Raw genomic sequence first — 16,225 nt, 5'->3', positions numbered from 1 at the left:
TTACGGACCCAACCCTGAACAGAGCGCATAAAGAGCGCGGACTCTACAGGGAGCAGGTCATTCATTCCACCGTTACAGATTTCGCAAGATTGCGCGGCTGGTCAACGTCCGTGCCCTTCGCGATGGCGGTGTGGTAGGCCAGCAGCTGCGCGGGCAGGGCATAGAGGATCGGCGTTAGGATCCCCGGCACCTCGGGCATCTGGATGACCTTCCACACGTCGTTGCCGGCAATGGACGCGCCCGCGCTGTCGGTCACCAGCAGGACCTGGCCGCCACGGGCCATGACCTCCTGCATGTTGGAGACGGTCTTTTCGAAGAGACTGTCCTTCGGCGCCAGCACCACCACCGGCACATTCTTGTCGATCAGCGCGATGGGGCCGTGCTTCAGTTCGCCAGATGCATAAGCTTCGGCGTGTATGTAGCTGATTTCCTTAAGTTTCAATGCGCCCTCATGGGCGAGCGGGTACATCAGCCCACGCCCCAGGAACAGGATGTCGCGCGCTTCCGACAGGCGGCGGGCGGCCTGTGCGATGACCTCGTCGCGGCCGAGTGCTGCGTTGAAGGTGCCCGGCAGCGCGCGCAGCGCGGTCAGGATGTCGTCGCGGCGCTCGGGCGTCAGGCGGCCGCGATCTTCCGCCGCCTTCAGCGCAAGCAACAGCAGCACCGTCAACTGGCAGGTGAAGGCCTTGGTGGAGGCGACGCCGATCTCGATCCCGGCGTGGATCGGCAGGGCCAGGTCGCTTTCCCGCGCGATGGAGCTTTCGGGCACGTTGACCACCGACCAGACGACCGAGGCCTTGTCCCGGCAATAGCGCAGCGCGGCCAGCGTGTCGGCGGTCTCTCCCGACTGGGAAATGAACAGCGCGGCGGTCTTCGGCGGGATCGGCGGCTCGCGGTAGCGGAATTCCGAGGCGATATCCACGTCCACCGGCAGGCCCGCGATCTGCTCGAACCAGTATTTGGCGGTGAGCCCCGCAAGGTAGGCGGTGCCGCAGGCGGAGATTGTCAGCCGGTCGATGGTGGTGAAGTCGATGCCCGGATCGGGCAGGGCGACGCCGCTTTCGGCCAGGTAGGCGGACAGGCAGGCCGAAATCACGGAGGGCTGCTCGGCGATTTCCTTTGCCATGAAGTGCTTGTAGCCGCCCTTGTCGACGCGGGCGGTGTCCATGTTGATGGTCCGCGCCTCGCGGTTGACGCGGCGGCCCTCGCGGTCGCGGATCTCGATCGTCTCGCGCGTCAGGATGGCGAGGTCGCCCTCCTCCAGGTAGGTGATGCGGTCGGTCAGCGGGGCCAGCGCGATGGCGTCGGAGCCCACGTAGTTCTCGCCCTCGCCGTGGCCCACGGCCAGCGGGCTGCCCTTGCGCGCGGCGACCAACAGGTCTTCCTGGCCGTCGAACAGGAAGGCCAGCGCAAAGGCGCCTTCCAGCTCGTCGACGGTGGCGATGGCCGCCTCCACCGGCGACTTGCCCTGCGCCATGTGGTGCTGCGTCAGCATGGCCACGGTTTCGGTGTCGGTCTCCGTCTCGGGCAGCAGGCCGGCGTCCGACAATTTCGCCCGCAGGTCCTTGTAGTTCTCGATGATGCCGTTGTGGACCACCGCCACCGGGCCGCGCTTGTGCGGGTGGGCGTTGACCTCCGAGGGGGCGCCGTGGGTGGCCCAGCGGGTGTGGCCGATGCCGGACTTGCCGCGCAACGGATCGTGCACCAGCGCGTCCGACAGGTTGATGAGCTTGCCCACGGCCCGCCGGCGGTCCAGGTGGCCGCCGTTCACGGTGGCGATGCCCGCGCTGTCGTAGCCGCGGTATTCGAGCCGCTTCAGCGCCTCGACGAGGATGGGGGCGACCTCATGGGTCCCTAGAACGCCGACGATTCCGCACATGGGAGGTGTCCTTCTCAGTTCTGCTGCCGGGCCTTGCGGGCCTTCAGCATGTTGAACAGCTTGGTGGCAAAGCCTTCCTTGATCGTCATCTCGGCACGCTCGCTTGTGAACTGTTTCCCAACCTTGGACCGCCGGGAGCTGGATTTTTGAGCTACTCCCCATCTCTTGGACAGGATCTGGCGTAATTTAAGCTACTCGTTGCACCTGCTGATGGGGTTGCTTGATATCATTTCTCTGCCAATAGACCAGCGCCGGAGGTTGGCCGCCCAGGGCTGAATGCGGGCGCTGGTGGTTGTAGAAGGTCATCCATTTCCGGATCGCCGCTTTCGTCTCCGATCCGGTCTCCCAGGCATGCAGGTAAACGCATTCGTATTTCAGGGTGCGCCACAGCCTCTCGATGAAGATGTTGTCGAGGAAGCGGCCCTTCCCATCCATCGATAGCTCAGCGCTTCGGTCCGTGGTCAGTCTGGAAGGCTGCCGACAAGATGCTGGTTCGATGCAGTTCCGGCGTGTCCATCTCATAGGCTTGCTCAGCCTGGCTGGCGACGGTCCAGAGCCCGGCATCACCAGAACCGGGTCCCTTTGGGCCTCGGGAGCATCATGACCATCAGTGTAAGGGGGTCATTTTTGGGCGCCGATTACCCCGCTACGGGGTCATTTTTGCATGCCGGTCCACAGAAGCTCGTGCCATCGACCCACTTCTCAGGAGGCAGAGCAGCTCACAGCGCCAAATTTAGCAGCAAGTGTTTATGCAAAATATAGCCGTGTTCGTAAAGCATACGATTTCATCTCGCGAATCCTCTCAGGACATGATGAGTAGAGAACATGAAAAGAGATGCCGCTTATACGATCTCAGCTGTGACCGCCTTAGCTGCGTCAGTGACGCTGCTAACATTGCTCCCAGAGAAAACCATTGCATACGTACCAGCCCATACCATCGAAGAAGCGCCAGCTTACTACGACAAAATTCAGCATGCTGTGGCGTTTGGAGCTATCATCGCGCCTGCTGCGCTTGCTCGACCCAAGTGGATCTGGCGCCTAATCCCTGCAATCGCTCTTTTATGCGCCATCATTGAAGTCTTACAGCCACTAGTTGACCGAAAAATGGAGTTCACCGACTGGGTGGCTAGCATGTTTGGCGTGGCAATAGCATCAACCCTGCTAACTCCTGCCGGCTTGCTGGCTAACAAAGTCAACTCGCGCAACAAGCAACACTGAGCTACCCCCCGAAATTCGGACACTGACATAAGCTACGATTTGCAGTCTGCTGATCTTCGACGAGAAGGAGATCAGAGATGTCGAAACGCAAGCAGCACGCGCCTGAGTTCAAGGCGAAGGTCGCGCTGGAAGCCCTGAAAGGCGAGGAGACGGCCGCCGAGCTGGCAAGCCGGTTCGGGGTGCATCCGACGATGATCCATAAATGGAAGCGAGCCCTGATCGTCTCGGCCAACGCGTTGTCGTAGCTGTCGCCGACGCTGCCCACGGATGGCTAGATGCCGGCCTCGCCCAGCCGCTCGGTGTAGCGAATGGACAGGTATTGCGACCCGCGGTCGGAATGGTGGACGAGCCCCGCGCCCTTGACCGGGCGGCGATCATGGACAGCCTGTTCAAGCGCATCGAGCACCAAGCCTGCGTGAGCTGTTTGGCTCGCCCCCCAGCCGGCGATCCGGCGTGCGTAGGCGTCGATGACGAAAGCCACATACATGAAGCCCCTCCAAGTGGCGACGTAGGTGAAATCGCTAACCCAGAGCATGTTCGGCGCTGGACCGGCGTTGTTGCAGAACTCACGCTTGAGGTATGACTTCCCCTCCCCCCGCTGAGGTTATGTAACGCGAACGATCTCGGCAGTGCCGAGGGCATTGAAGCGGTTCATGAGTGCGACGCGAATGTGGATCTCGGCGGTTTGGCGGTCGGGGTCTCTTGCGGCGATGCGTTCGCCGAATGCCTTGAGGCATCGCATCTTCGCCTCCACGCGGCTGCGTGCGTGGTATCCGGTCCAGTGCTTCCAGAATGCGCGGCCGTAGTGCTTCGTGGCGCGTAGCGTCTCGTTCCGCGCCTTCGCTGCCGGGCCGTCTTCCTTCCAGGCGCGCCCGTTTCTCCGGATCGGGATGATCGGTGTGGCCTGCCGGTCGACGATGGCAGCATGGCAGCGACGTGTGTCGTAGGCACCGTCGGCGGTCACCGTGCCGATCTGCTCGTCCTCGGGGATCTGGCCGAGTAGCTCGGGTAGGATCGGGCTGTCGCCATCGCGGCTTGGAGTGAACTCGACGGCCTTGGGCGCCGTGCTTGCGGGCCTGCCACTCACCGTCGCCGAGGAACTTGATGCCCGTGCTATCCACGAGCAAGTTGAGCGGGCCATCGGAGCGGCGAAACGGGATCTGGACCGCCAAGGTCTTTTGCCTGCGGCACAGGGTGCTGAAGTCGGGGACGGACCAGTTCAACCCCGCCAGCCGGAGCAGGCTGGCCACCATACCGGCGGTCTGTCGCAAGGGCAGCTTGAAGAGAACTTTGACCGACAGGCAAAACTGGATAGCGGCATCTGAGAAGACGGGTGGACGTCCGAGCCGACCTTCATGCGGCGCCAGCCAAGCCATCTCCCGGTCTATCCAGACCAGCATTGAGCCGCGCTTGCGCAAGGCAGCGTTGTAGCTGGACCAGTTCGTCGTGCGGTAGCGGGCGGGGAAAGGCTTGCTCATGCAGACCGTCTAACCGACCGGATTCACTCTGTGTATCGACCGCAGTCAGAGTTCTGCAACAACGCCCGCTGGACCCCTGAACTGTCGGTTCACCTTGTCCAAAGGGCATGGAGCCTTTCTATCCGGCACCGTCGTTCTGTGTGGCTTGCCGCGGATAATGCCTTGAATACCCATATCCTTCATCAGCCTGGCGACTGTGCAACGGGCGACATCGAAGCCTTCGCGATCCAGCTGACGCCAGACCTTGCGCACGCCCTAGACCCTCCAGTTCTCCTCGAACACGCGCCCGATCTCTGGCCGCAAGACTGCGTCGCGCCGGGCGCGATCCAACAACCGGGCCGGATTGGCACGCTTCGCCAGGTGATCATAGTAGGTGGACGGGGCGATCGGCAGAACCCTGCAAATCGGCTCGACCCCGTGCTCCCCTCGCTGATCGTCGATGAACCCGACCATCACTTCGACCGGCGGTCGAGCTCCGCCATCGCAAAATATGCGCTCGCCTTGCGCAGAATCTCGTTGGCCTAGCGCGGTTCCCGGTTCTCCCGCTCCAGCGCCTTCACCTTCTCCGCCAGGTCGGCCGGGATGCCAGAGCGCGCTTGCCGCTGTCGACCTCGGCCTTTTTGGCCCAGTCGTTCAGGGTCTGGGGCGCACAGCCAATCTTCGCCGCGATCGACATGACTGCCTGCCAGCGCGATCCATGCTGACCCTCATTGTCGAGAACCAAGCGCACCGCACGTTCGCGCACTTCGGGGAAAACTTGTTCGTCGTCTTGCTCATGATGCTCCAGCCTACTTAGGAGTTGGAGCCTCCGGCAAACTCGGCGCGGTTCAGTTGTTAATTTGGAGAGCTACTGCGCTCGTTCCTTACTCTCTTCTTATTTGCGCTCTACGATTTGCGTTTAACTCGCATTTAACCTTGGTGGTGAGACAACGGGTTCGCGACAACGCAGGGCGATCAATGAAGACAGCATTCATTACCGGTATCACTGGGCAGGACGGCGCCTACCTCGCGAAACTTCTGCTGGAGAAGGGCTACGCGGTACATGGCGGCGTGCGGCGGATCTCGCAGCCGGAAACCACGCGCCTGGACTTTCTAGGTATCACCGGCGATATTGAGATGCACGAGCTCGACTTGGCCGAGCCCAACAGCATCTTCCGCGTGATCCAGAAGACCAGGCCCGACGAGTTCTACAATCTTGCCGCGCAGAGCTTTGTCGCCACGTCGTGGGAGTTGCCGGTCTATACCGCCGACGTGGACGGTATGGCGGTGGTGCGTATCCTCGACACGCTGCGGACGCTCTCGCCCCAAACCCGCTTCTATCAGGCCTCTACCTCCGAGATGTTCGGCCTCGCGCAGGAGGTGCCTCAACGCGAGACCACCCGTCTCTATCCCCGTTCGCCGTACGGCGTGGCCAAGGTATACGGCTATTACATCACGGTGAATTACCGCGAGAGTTTCGGGATGCACGCCTCCTCGGGGATCCTGTTCAACCATGAATCGCCGCTGCGCGGGAAGGAGTTCGTTACCCGCAAGATTAGCCAAGGACTGGCGCGGATCGCTCGGGGCAGCAACGCGCCGGTGGAACTGGGCAATATTGACGTCAAGCGCGACTGGGGCTTTGCCGGCGACTATGTCGAGGGTATGTGGCGGATGCTCCAACAGGAAGAGGCAGACGATTACGTACTAGCCACCGGGGTGACGACCACCATTCGTGACTTCTTTACCTATGTCGCGGAGACTCTGGACATGTCGCTCGACTGGCAAGGGACCGCTGAGACGGAGACGGCGCACGACCGCCGGACCGGGCGGTTGGTGATGAAGGTCAACCCGAAGTTCTACCGTCCAGCAGAGGTCGACCTGCTGATCGGCGACGCGACGAAGGCTCGGGACAAGCTCGGCTGGCAGCCGCAGATCGACGTGCGCGAACTGGCGGCGATGATGGCGAAGGCGGATTTCGATGCGCTCACTCACTGACGGGCTGCGCAAGTTGCGCACCCGCGTCGAGCACCATCGCGGCGGATTTCGCGGCTATGTCGACGGGGTGATGGGCGGCGAGATCGTCGGCTGGGTGCAGCCCGTGACGGCAGGGCAGCAGATGCTGCGCGTCGGCGTCTTCGTGCAGGGTGCGCGCATCCACGAGGGCGCCGCCAACGTGCACCGCCGCGACCTGGAGAAGGCCGGGGTCGGCGACGGGCGGCATGGCTTCGTCATCCCCGTGACGCCGGAAATGACCCGCATCGCGCTGGCCAATTCCGGGCGGGTGGACCTGCGCGTGCTCTCGGGAGACCGCAGCCTCTTCCTCGAACAGGTGCAGATCGTGGAGGTCGCCCACGGCGCGGAGGAGGCCCCGCTGCGCGGCAGCGCCCTGCGCAAGCGGCTGTATGGCGGGCTGGAACTGCTGGCAGAGCGGCTGTCGCCCGACAGGCTCCGGGACACGCCCCTGCCTGCGGCCCGCCCCGCGCCGCCCTGCAGCGCGGCACAGGCGAAGATCTTCGCGCCGCGCGACTACCTTGCGGAGGGGCACGACGGCGCCCTGCCCGCGCCGCTCTTCGCCTATGCCGACTACATGCGCTACCGCTACCGGGTGGACGCGCAGTTCGATCCGGCGAACCGGCCCGGCGACGTGGCGCATTTCCTGAAGTTCTACCTCGGCTCCTACGCGCCCATGCGGCGCAGCCTGCGGGTGCCGATGTCGGCGGACACCATCGCGTGGCTGAACGAACCGCAGGTGATCGGCGGCCAGCCACGCCACCTGTCGCGCGCCGCCTGGTCCTTCATGATGGAGGTGCAGCCGATCCTGCACGCGATCGATTTCCACAATCCCGACTGGTACGCTTGGGCCGCCTTCTGGTGGGCGGTTAACCATTCGGAGGCGGTGGGCGGCGAGGATTGCCTCGTGCCCGACTACATGGCCGCCGCGCTGAGCCACGTCCCCGACCGTTTTGCGGGGCAGACATGGGCGCTCTCGGAGTTCATGGTGCGGATGCACGCGGAGACGGCGGAGCTGTCGGAACTCCCGCTCGAAGAGGAGGACGGCCGCCGCCGACTGGCCTGTGCGCTGCTCATCATGGCCCTGTTCCGCCCGGACTTCCTGCGCTACCTGCCGCGCGACACGCTTGAGGCGGCGCTGGCCCCGCGCCAGGGCATCCTGCCCCAGCCGGAGGCGCAGCTTGCGACGCTGGTGCGCGGCCCGCTGCGGCTGCTGCGCGGGCCGCAGCGCCCGGAGCCCGACCCGACCCCCACAGCGCTGTCGGAATTCTGCGCCGAGCTCGACCGCCCGATGCCCGGGCTGACCCGCGCCGCCTATGCGGGCGTGCTGCGCCAGCAGGGGTTCGAGCTGGACGGCCTGCGCTTTGCCACCCTCACCGCCGAGGGCCACCGGCTGGAGGCGGCGCGCCTGCCCGCCCTCGACAGCCCCGCGGTCGACATCCAGGTCATCGGCCCGGTCAGGAAGGCCTCGGGGCTGGGGCAGGCGACGCGCCTGTCGGCCGCCTGCCTAGAGGCCACTGTGGGCCGCGAACTGGGGCTGACGTTCAACACCGTGGACTACAGCCTCGACAACCCCGCGCCCGAAGGCTTCAGCTCGGAGCGGGACGCGGGCGACTACCGGCCCGCGCGGGTGAACGTCTTCCACATCAACGCCGAGAGCCTGCCCCTCTCGGTCGCCTACCAGCCCGAGGTCATGGAGGGCGCCTACAACATCGGCTACGTGTTCTGGGAACTCGACAGCCCCGCCGCCTGCCACCACCTCGGGCTCGACCTGATGGACGAGATCTGGGTGTCGACGCAGTACGGGATGGAGATCTACCAGCCGCACACCGACCGGCCCGTGGTCAACGTCGGCATGTCCTACGAGGCCCTGCCGGAGATCACCCGCACCGACGCTCGCGCCCTCCTGAAGGAGAAGACCGGCGTGCCCGACGACGTCTTCGTCTTTGCCGTGACCTTCGACAGCTTCTCCTTCGTGCAGCGCAAGAATCCGCTGGGAGTGCTGCAGGCCTTCGCGGAGGCCTTCCCGCCCGGGGGCCGCCCCGCCGATGGCAGCGAAGCGATAGGCAACAATAGTGTCCGGCTGGTCATCAAGACGCAGAACAGGGCGAAGGTCACCTGCCCGGTGCAGATGGCCATATGGGAGCAGGTGGACGCGGCGCTGGCCGCCGATCCGCGGATCTCGCTGATCGACGAGACGCTGCGCTACGAGGACCTGCTGAAGTTCAAGAAGGGCGCCGACGCCTATATCTCACTGCACCGCTCGGAGGGCTGGGGGTTCGGCATGATCGAGGCGATGAACCTCGGCGTGCCGGTGCTGGCGACGGGCTATTCCGGCAACATGGATTTCTGCGATGACAAGACCTGCTGGCTGGTGGACTACCGGTTGGTGGAACTGACGCAGGACGATTACATCTTCGTGGTGCCGGGCCAGAAATGGGCCGAACCCGACGTCGCCCATGCCGCCCGCCAGATGCGGGCCATGCGGGACGATCCCCGCGAGCTGGCCCGCCGTGCCCGCGCCGCGCGCGCCCGGGTGCAACAGGACTTCTCGGAGGCCGCGATCGGTCGCCGTTACGCCGCCCGCATGCGCGAGATCCTGACAGACCTGGACGGCGGCGCCCGGCGCAGGGCGGCAGAGTGATGTGCCGCGCCGGCCGGTTCCCCGCCCGCCCCTGCCCGCAAAGGAGAGACTGATGCCCGCCCCAGGCCACGCCCAGCACGAAGCGCTCTTTCACTACCAGTCGGAATTCGACGCCATCGCCCTGCTCCGCCGCCATGCCCCCGCCGAACGGCCCGCGCCCGCGCCGGGCACGGTGACCAACTTCCTCGGGCTGAAGGTGCCGGTCTCCGTCTGCCCGTCGGTGCTCGAACCGTTGTCGGGCACCGTCGAGGGGCCGCCCGATCCCGGCAACTGGCACGCGGACATCGCCGAATGGGCCGCCGCCCTGCGCGCGGTCGAGGCGGCCGAGGGCCGATTCACCGTGGTCGAACTGGGCTGCGGCTGGGGCTGCTGGCTGATGAACACCGGGCTGGCGGCGCGGCGGCGCGGGCTGGACCTCACGCTGGTCGGGGTGGAGGGCGACACCGGCCACCTCGCACAGGCGGAGGCGGCGCTGGCGCTCAACGGTTTCCGGCCAGAGGACTGGCGGCTGGTGCACGGCATCGCCGCCGCGCGGCCCGGTCAGGCGATCTTTCCCGGCGCCGGGGCGGCGGGCTGGGGCGGGGCGGCGGTCTTCGATCCCGATGCCGCAACCCTGGCCCGGGCCAAGGCCGATCCGAAGGTGCAGGTGCTCGACTGCTACCCGCTGGAGGATCTGGCCGGGGGCCGCCGCATCGACCTTCTGCACATCGACATCCAGGGGGCGGAAACCGCATTCGTTGCGGGCAATGCCGAGGCGCTCGACCGGCAGGTGCGGCGGGTGCTGATCGGCACCCACAGCCGCACCATCGAGGGCGCGCTGGAGGCGCATTTCCTCGCGCGCGGCTGGCGGATGGAGGTCGACCGCCCGGCCATCGCGCCGCTCAGGGGCGGGCGCCCGGTGGTGGCCATCGACGGTGTGCAGATGTGGTCGAACCCGGTGCTCTGCGCCACCGCCGCCCAGGATGCCGCATGACCGCCGCGACCGGCTTTCCGGAGGAGGGAACCGCAGAGGCGCCCGGACCCGATCCTTCTCCCGATCCCCTGCCCCGCTCTCCCCTGCCGCCGGATGCCGTCGCCGCCTATGAGGTGATCCTCGGCCGTCCGCCCAACCCGCGAACCGCGCCGCCCTTCACCTCGCTGCACCAGCTCTACCGGATGCTCTTCGCCTCCGAGGAATTCCGCCAGGGTTCGCGCGCCCGGAAGACCCCGCTGGGCTGGCCGATGGCGCAGGTTTTCGTCTCCGCTCCGGCCCGGATGCTCTTTTGCCCGATCGGCAAGAACGCCTGCACCCTGCTGAAGTCCGCGATGGTGCGCAGCGCGGGGCTGCCGCACGCGGACTGGATGGCGCGCGACATCCACACGCTGACCGATCGGGTGCGCACCGGCGCACAGCTTTCGGACTACACTCGGGAAGAGGCCGAGGCGATGATCCGCGACCCGGACATCCTGAAGGTCGCGGTGTTGCGCGATCCGGAACGGCGGCTGCTGTCTGCCTACATGGAGAAGTTCGTGATCGGCCGCACCGTGCCGGCGAACATCTTCCACACCCGCACGGTGGTGGAGGCGGTGCAGGCGCAGGCCGGGCCGGAGGCTTCCGATTTCGACCGCGGCATCACCTTCCGGCAGTTCATCGACCATGTGACCTCGGTGCCCGGGCGCACGCTCGACCCGCACTGGCGTCCGCAGGCGCTCTATCTAGAGGGCATCGACTACGACCGGCTCTACCGGCTCGACCAGATCAGCGTTCTGCTCGCCCTGGTTGAGGAGCGGTGCGGCATACCGCTGGACCGCCAGGCCCGCAACGTCACCGGGTCCGGCAGCGGAGGGCAGGAGGGAGCCGCGATGGATCTTTGGCCAAGAGACCTCATGATTGGCGCAAAACTCTCGCACGGCAGTTTTTTCGACGCCGGGATGCGGAGTAAGGTGGAATCCGCCTTCGCCTGTGACTATGCCCTCCTGGAAAAGACCTTCAGGTGAGAGAAAATGATTTTTCCAGTCCTTCTTTGCGGCGGCTCCGGAACACGTCTGTGGCCCCTGTCGCGCAAGTCCTATCCCAAGCAGTTCGCCGACGTCACCGGGGATGAAAGCCTGTTCCAGGCCTCGACCCGGCGGTTTTCCGGCGAGGGATTCGGCGCACCGCTGGTTGTGACCGGCGATCCCTTCCGCTTCATCGTGACCGAGCAGCTCGATGCCCTGGGGGTGAAGCCCGCGGGCATCCTGATCGAGCCGGAGGGCCGCAACACCGCGCCCGCCGCCGCCGCCGCCGCGCTCTTGGCGCTGCGCAAGGATCCGGAAGCGATGATTCTGCTCGTGCCCTCCGACCACGCGGTGCCGCAGCCGGAGATGTTCCGTGACGCGGTGAAGCTGGGCGCCAAGGCTGCCGCCGAGGGCCAGATCGTGACCTTCGGCATCGTGCCGGCGCGGGCGGAGACCGGCTATGGTTGGCTCGAGACCGGCGCCGAAAGCGCGCCCGGCCTCTGCCGGCTGGAACGCTTCGTCGAGAAGCCCGATGCCGCCACCGCCGAGACGCTCTTTGCCGACAAGCGCTACCTCTGGAACGCGGGCGTGTTCCTGGCGAAGGCCTCGGTGCTGGTCGAGGCGTTCAAGACCCATGCCCCCGCCATCCTGACCCGCGTCGCCGAGGCGATGGAAGCGGCGAAGGAAGATCTCGACTTCACCCGCATCGACCCGGCGATCTGGGCCACGGTGGACGATGAGTCGATCGACTACGCGGTGATGGAGAAGGCCGACAACCTGTCGGCGGTGCGCTTCGAGGGGCACTGGACCGACCTGGGCGGCTGGGAATCCGTCTGGCTGGAATCCGACCGCGACGAGGACGGCAACGCAGTCTCGGCCCATGCCACGGCGCTCGGCTGCGAAGGCAGCCTGCTGCGCGCCGAGGACCCCGACCAGGAACTGGTGGGGATCGGCCTGAAGAACGTGGTCGCGGTGGCGATGCGCGACGCGGTCATGGTGGCCGACATGTCGAGCGCGCAGAACGTGAAGACCGCGGTGACGATCCTGAAGGAGCGTGGCGCCAAGCAGGCGACGCAGCTTCCGGTGGATCACCGCCCCTGGGGCTGGTTCGAAAGCCTCGTGATCGGCGAGCGGTTCCAGGTGAAGCGCATCCACGTCCACCCCGGTGCCGCGCTGTCGCTGCAGTCCCACCACCACCGTTCCGAGCACTGGATCGTCGTGCAGGGCACGGCGAAGGTGACGGTGGACGAAGAGGTGAAGCTGGTGACGGAGAACCAGTCGGTCTACATCCCGCTGGGCGCCGTGCACCGGATGGAGAACCCCGGCAAAGTGCCAATGGTGCTGATCGAGGTGCAGACCGGGTCCTATCTCGGTGAGGACGACATCATCCGCTACGAGGACGTCTACGCAAGGACTTGAGTTGCATGCTCAGCTCGTCGCACCCTCACGAAGTTGGCTTCAGAGGCTTTATCTAGGTTGCTCTGTTTCGCGTTTTTGGGAAAGCTGCGTCATACTGTGCTCGCACAGCAACTAGTCTTTTGCAGAGGATCTGCTCGTGGTGGGTGCGAAATTATGAAATTTCGGTAAATTTCTTTGTTTTCCAGACGTTCGGTGTTTTCTGAGGTCATGATCTGTGGCAGTGATGCATGCGTTGGCCGCCTTTGCTGCGGTGCAGTGTGGCGAGGGTTCGCTCATAAAACGCGCACGTACAAAGGTTAACATGCCTAAGCTGTGGGCTCCCCGATTGACTAGTGTGTAACCCGCGTCCTATGACCTGCAGGACTTGTCTGCGAAACGCTATACGATGAAAAATAAACTTTCCGAGGTGCTAAATGTTTAACATGACACGGCTGGATGGGTCGGCGGTAGCTCTCGAACCATCTGCATCGGATGCCAAGCCAAGTGTAACTTTTCTAGTTTCCAAACGTGCCTTCGACATCTGTGCAAGCCTCCTACTTTTCCCCGGCCTAATTTTTGTGGCGATTTTACTCTTTTTTCTGAACCCCCGATATAATAAGGGGCGCCTTTTTTACACACAGAAGAGGATGGGGCGTGGCTGCATGCCCTTTATAGCAATCAAATTTCGCAGTATGACGGACGCGCCGTCTCAGAAACGCACCGCACATTGCCCCCTCGAAGTGGATCGAATTACTCCGCTTGGCAACTTTATAAGAAAGTGTCGCATTGATGAGTTGCCACAGATCATCAATGTTTTGAAAGGCGATATGAGTATGATCGGGCCACGCCCAGATAGTTACGAGCATGCTCTATACTTTGTTGAGAACGTCTCCGGATACCGAGAGCGGCACGCTGTTCGCCCGGGTATTAGCGGTCTTGCACAAACAGAACTGGGTTATATCGAAGGGGTTGAGGCTACCCGTCGTAAAGTGATGGCTGATCTGTATTATATTTCTAATACTAACTTTCAGTTAGAGGCTTGGATATTCTTTAGGACACTGGCTGTTATCCTGCGCCGCGCCGGCGCCTGATGCTAGGATGTTGCGCGCCCTGCCAATTCAGCTCGGATGAGGTGGTGAAGATTTTTGGTAAGAATAGGGCGAGCTCAACCTATGCAACTAATCAAATTCCCGATCTGATTTTCTGGAATGGGCTTGAGGCTGGCTTAAGCATTGGGTTTTAAAAGACTTAGGAACTGCGTTCATGAAAATCGCGATGATCGGAACCGGCTACGTGGGCCTCGTGTCCGGTGTCTGTTTCTCGGACTTCGGGCACGACGTCGTCTGTGTCGACAAGGACCCCCGCAAGATCGAGATGCTCGAAGCGGGCAAGGTGCCGATCTACGAACCGGGCCTCGACGTACTGATGGCCAAGAACGTGGAGGCCGAACGTCTCAGTTTCACGCTGGATCTGCAACAGGCCATCGACGGCGCTGACGCCGTGTTCATCGCCGTGGGCACACCGACGCGCCGGGGCGATGGCCATGCGGATCTCACCTACGTCATGGCCGCCGCGGAAGAGATCGCAAAGGCGGCGAAGGACTACGTCGTGGTCGTGACCAAGTCGACCGTGCCCGTGGGCACCAACGCGCAGGTGCGCGACGTGGTGGCGAAGGCCAACCCGGACCTCGACTTCGACGTCGCCTCCAACCCCGAGTTCCTGCGCGAAGGTGCGGCCATCGACGATTTCATGAAGCCCGACCGCGTGGTCGTCGGCGTGGAGACCGAGCGCGCGGCGAAGGTCATGGAGGACATCTACCGGCCGCTCTACCTGCGCGATTTCCCGATCCTGACGACCGACCTCCAGTCCGCCGAGATGATCAAATACGCCGCGAACGCGTTTCTTGCGACGAAGATCACCTTCATCAACGAGATCGCCGCCCTGTGCGAGCGGGTCGGCGCGGACGTTAAGCAGGTGTCGAAGGGCATGGGTCTCGACGGGCGGATCGGCAACAAGTTCCTGCACGCCGGGCCGGGCTATGGCGGATCGTGCTTCCCGAAAGACACTAAGGCGCTGGCCCGCATCGGCCAGGATCACGCCAGCCCGGTCAGTCTTGTTGAGACGGTCATCAAGGTGAACGAGGACGTGAAGCGGCGCATGATCGAAAAGCTCATGGACCTCTGCAACGGCTCGTTCAACGGAAAGCGGGTGGCGGTGCTGGGCGTGACCTTCAAGCCCAACACCGACGACATGCGCGACGCGCCGTCGCTGACCATCGTGCCCGCCCTCATCGGTGGCGGAGCGGATGTCCGCGTCTGCGATCCACAGGGCCGGCGCGAGGGCGAGCACCTGCTGCCCGGTGTGTCTTGGCACGACGATCCCTATTCCGCGGCGGCGGAAGCCGACCTCGTGGTCTTCCTGACGGAGTGGAACGAGTTCCGCGCGCTCGACCTGCCGAGGATGGCGCAGGGCATGCGCGGACGCCGCATGGCCGATCTGCGCAATATCTACAGCGCGGATGCCGCGCGCGAGGCAGGTTTTACCGCCTACGACAGCATCGGCCACGAAAGCTATGCTGCGGATGAGGCCACCACCGGTCGCGCGACGTCGGTGTAAGGATAATGGGACCGGGGGTGCGTGTCCCCCGCCCCTTACTTTTCGCGGAAATCGTTTTGGTGGTCGAGAAACCAAGCGTAAGTTTCTCGTAGGCCTTCCTCCAGCCCGATGCGGGCTTGCCAGCCCATGTCGCGCAGGCGGCTGACATCCATCAGCTTGCGCATGGTGCCGTCGGGCTTTGTCGGGTCGGTGGTGATCCTGCCCTCGAACCTCGTAATCTTCGCCACCATCCGTGCCACATCGAGGATCGTCACGTCTACACCGCTGCCCACGTTGATGTGGCTGAGCATCGGCTGGGTGTTGGCCTCGTAGGTCGCCTTGTCAAGGTTGAGCACGAAGAGCGAAGCCTCCGCCATGTCTTCCACATGCAGGAATTCCCGCATCGGCTTGCCCGAGCCCCAGATCGTCACTTCTTCGTGGCCGTCCTGCGCGGCCTCGTGGAAGCGCCGGATCAGCGCGGGCAGCACATGGGAGTTTTCGGGGTGGAAGTTGTCGCCCGGCCCGTAGAGGTTCGTCGGCATGACGGAACGATAGTCGACGCCGTACTGCCGGTTGTAGCTCTCGCACATTTTGATGCCGGCGATCTTGGCGATGGCGTAAGGTTCGTTGGTGGACTCAAGCTGGCCTGTCAGCAGAGCACCCTCGCGCATCGGCTGCGACACGGCACGTGGGTAGATGCAGGACGATCCCAGTTGCAGCATCCTCCTCACCCCGTTGCGGTAGGCTGCGTTGATGACGTTGCACTGCACCATCAGGTTGTCCCAGATAAATTCCGCCGGGTATGTGTTGTTGGCATGGATGCCGCCCACCTTGGCTGCAGCGAGGATCACGATGTCGGGCTTTTCTTCGGCAAAAAAGGCGTTCACGGCGCCTTGATCGGTCAGCTCCAGCTCTGCGCGAGTGCGGGTTACGAGGTCGATAGCCTCTCCTGCATCGCGACGCGCCTCCAGCTTGCGCAGGATCGCGCCCCCCACCATGCCACGATGGCCTGCGATGTAAATACGGGTCATGTAAAAAGCCCTGCCG

Annotated in this window: 10 protein-coding genes, 5 pseudogenes and 1 other annotated feature; of the genes and pseudogenes, 9 read left to right on the top strand and 6 right to left on the bottom strand. The window is 64.1% G+C overall.

Annotation, left to right across the window (positions count from 1 at the left end; translation table 11 throughout):
* Positions 1 to 61: 61 nt before the first annotated feature.
* Both glmS and ABFK29_RS24990 read right to left on the bottom strand, forming a co-directional pair.
* Complete coding sequence (glmS, locus tag ABFK29_RS24995) at positions 62 to 1,879, bottom strand: glutamine--fructose-6-phosphate transaminase (isomerizing) (protein WP_347100745.1); 1,818 nt, start codon at positions 1,877 to 1,879, stop codon at positions 62 to 64.
* Positions 1,880 to 2,065: 186 nt separating this feature from the next.
* Positions 2,066 to 2,335: pseudogene (locus tag ABFK29_RS24990) on the bottom strand (integrase core domain-containing protein); the annotation flags it as partial.
* A 369-nt stretch (positions 2,336 to 2,704) separates the two neighbouring features.
* On the opposite strand from ABFK29_RS24990, the gene ABFK29_RS24985 reads away from it, so the two are divergent.
* Complete coding sequence (locus tag ABFK29_RS24985) at positions 2,705 to 3,097, top strand: teicoplanin resistance protein VanZ (RefSeq protein WP_347100744.1); 393 nt, start codon at positions 2,705 to 2,707, stop codon at positions 3,095 to 3,097.
* Positions 3,098 to 3,174: 77 nt separating this feature from the next.
* A pseudogene (locus ABFK29_RS24980) lies at positions 3,175 to 3,327 on the top strand (transposase); the annotation flags it as partial.
* Here the strand turns inward: ABFK29_RS24980 and ABFK29_RS24975 are convergent.
* The 3 pseudogenes from ABFK29_RS24975 to ABFK29_RS24965 form a co-directional block, all read right to left on the bottom strand.
* Positions 3,288 to 3,638: pseudogene (locus ABFK29_RS24975) on the bottom strand (DDE-type integrase/transposase/recombinase); the annotation flags it as partial. The pseudogenes ABFK29_RS24980 and ABFK29_RS24975 overlap by 40 nt on opposite strands.
* A 63-nt stretch (positions 3,639 to 3,701) precedes the next feature.
* Positions 3,702 to 4,575: pseudogene (locus ABFK29_RS24970) on the bottom strand (IS5 family transposase).
* Positions 4,576 to 4,641: 66 nt separating this feature from the next.
* Positions 4,642 to 5,352 (bottom strand): annotated as a pseudogene (locus ABFK29_RS24965) (IS3 family transposase); the annotation flags it as partial.
* Positions 4,954 to 5,070 (bottom strand) — a sequence feature (AL1L pseudoknot). (Overlaps the previous pseudogene by 117 nt.)
* Before the next feature lie 180 nt (positions 5,353 to 5,532).
* Between ABFK29_RS24965 and gmd the strand changes: the two are divergent.
* From gmd to ABFK29_RS24930, 7 genes are all read left to right on the top strand, one after another.
* On the top strand, positions 5,533 to 6,549 hold the full coding sequence (gmd, locus tag ABFK29_RS24960) for a GDP-mannose 4,6-dehydratase (protein ID WP_347100743.1): 1,017 nt from the start codon (positions 5,533 to 5,535) through the stop codon (positions 6,547 to 6,549).
* Positions 6,533 to 9,208, top strand: a complete 2,676-nt coding sequence (locus tag ABFK29_RS24955) for a glycosyltransferase (RefSeq protein WP_347100742.1) — start codon at positions 6,533 to 6,535, stop codon at positions 9,206 to 9,208. The genes gmd and ABFK29_RS24955 overlap by 17 nt, the downstream gene beginning before the upstream one ends.
* Positions 9,209 to 9,260: 52 nt before the next feature.
* Positions 9,261 to 10,181, top strand: coding sequence for a class I SAM-dependent methyltransferase (locus tag ABFK29_RS24950; protein ID WP_347100801.1), 921 nt, complete (start codon positions 9,261 to 9,263; stop codon positions 10,179 to 10,181).
* Positions 10,178 to 11,185 carry a sulfotransferase family 2 domain-containing protein gene (locus ABFK29_RS24945; protein WP_347100800.1) on the top strand — a complete coding sequence of 336 codons (1,008 nt, stop codon included), beginning with the start codon at positions 10,178 to 10,180 and terminating at the stop codon, positions 11,183 to 11,185. The genes ABFK29_RS24950 and ABFK29_RS24945 overlap by 4 nt, the downstream gene beginning before the upstream one ends.
* 6 nt (positions 11,186 to 11,191) lie before the next feature.
* Complete coding sequence (locus ABFK29_RS24940) at positions 11,192 to 12,604, top strand: mannose-1-phosphate guanylyltransferase/mannose-6-phosphate isomerase (RefSeq protein WP_347100799.1); 1,413 nt, start codon at positions 11,192 to 11,194, stop codon at positions 12,602 to 12,604.
* Between the two features lie 413 nt (positions 12,605 to 13,017).
* Positions 13,018 to 13,674, top strand: a complete 657-nt coding sequence (locus ABFK29_RS24935; protein WP_347100798.1) for a sugar transferase — start codon at positions 13,018 to 13,020, stop codon at positions 13,672 to 13,674.
* 172 nt (positions 13,675 to 13,846) lie between these two features.
* Positions 13,847 to 15,199 carry a UDP-glucose dehydrogenase family protein gene (locus ABFK29_RS24930; RefSeq protein ID WP_347100797.1) on the top strand — a complete coding sequence of 451 codons (1,353 nt, stop codon included), beginning with the start codon at positions 13,847 to 13,849 and terminating at the stop codon, positions 15,197 to 15,199.
* A 35-nt stretch (positions 15,200 to 15,234) separates the two neighbouring features.
* On the opposite strand, the gene fcl is transcribed toward ABFK29_RS24930, so the two are convergent.
* Entirely contained in the window at positions 15,235 to 16,209 is a 975-nt protein-coding gene (fcl, locus tag ABFK29_RS24925) for a GDP-L-fucose synthase (RefSeq protein WP_347100796.1), read from the bottom strand.
* Positions 16,210 to 16,225 lie beyond the last annotated feature (16 nt).

The organism is Sagittula stellata E-37 (genome assembly GCF_039724765.1).
Classification (GTDB): Bacteria; Pseudomonadota; Alphaproteobacteria; order Rhodobacterales; family Rhodobacteraceae; genus Sagittula; species Sagittula stellata.
Note: the sequence above shows the minus strand (reverse complement) of the source record. Positions and strands in the feature narration are given on the sequence as shown.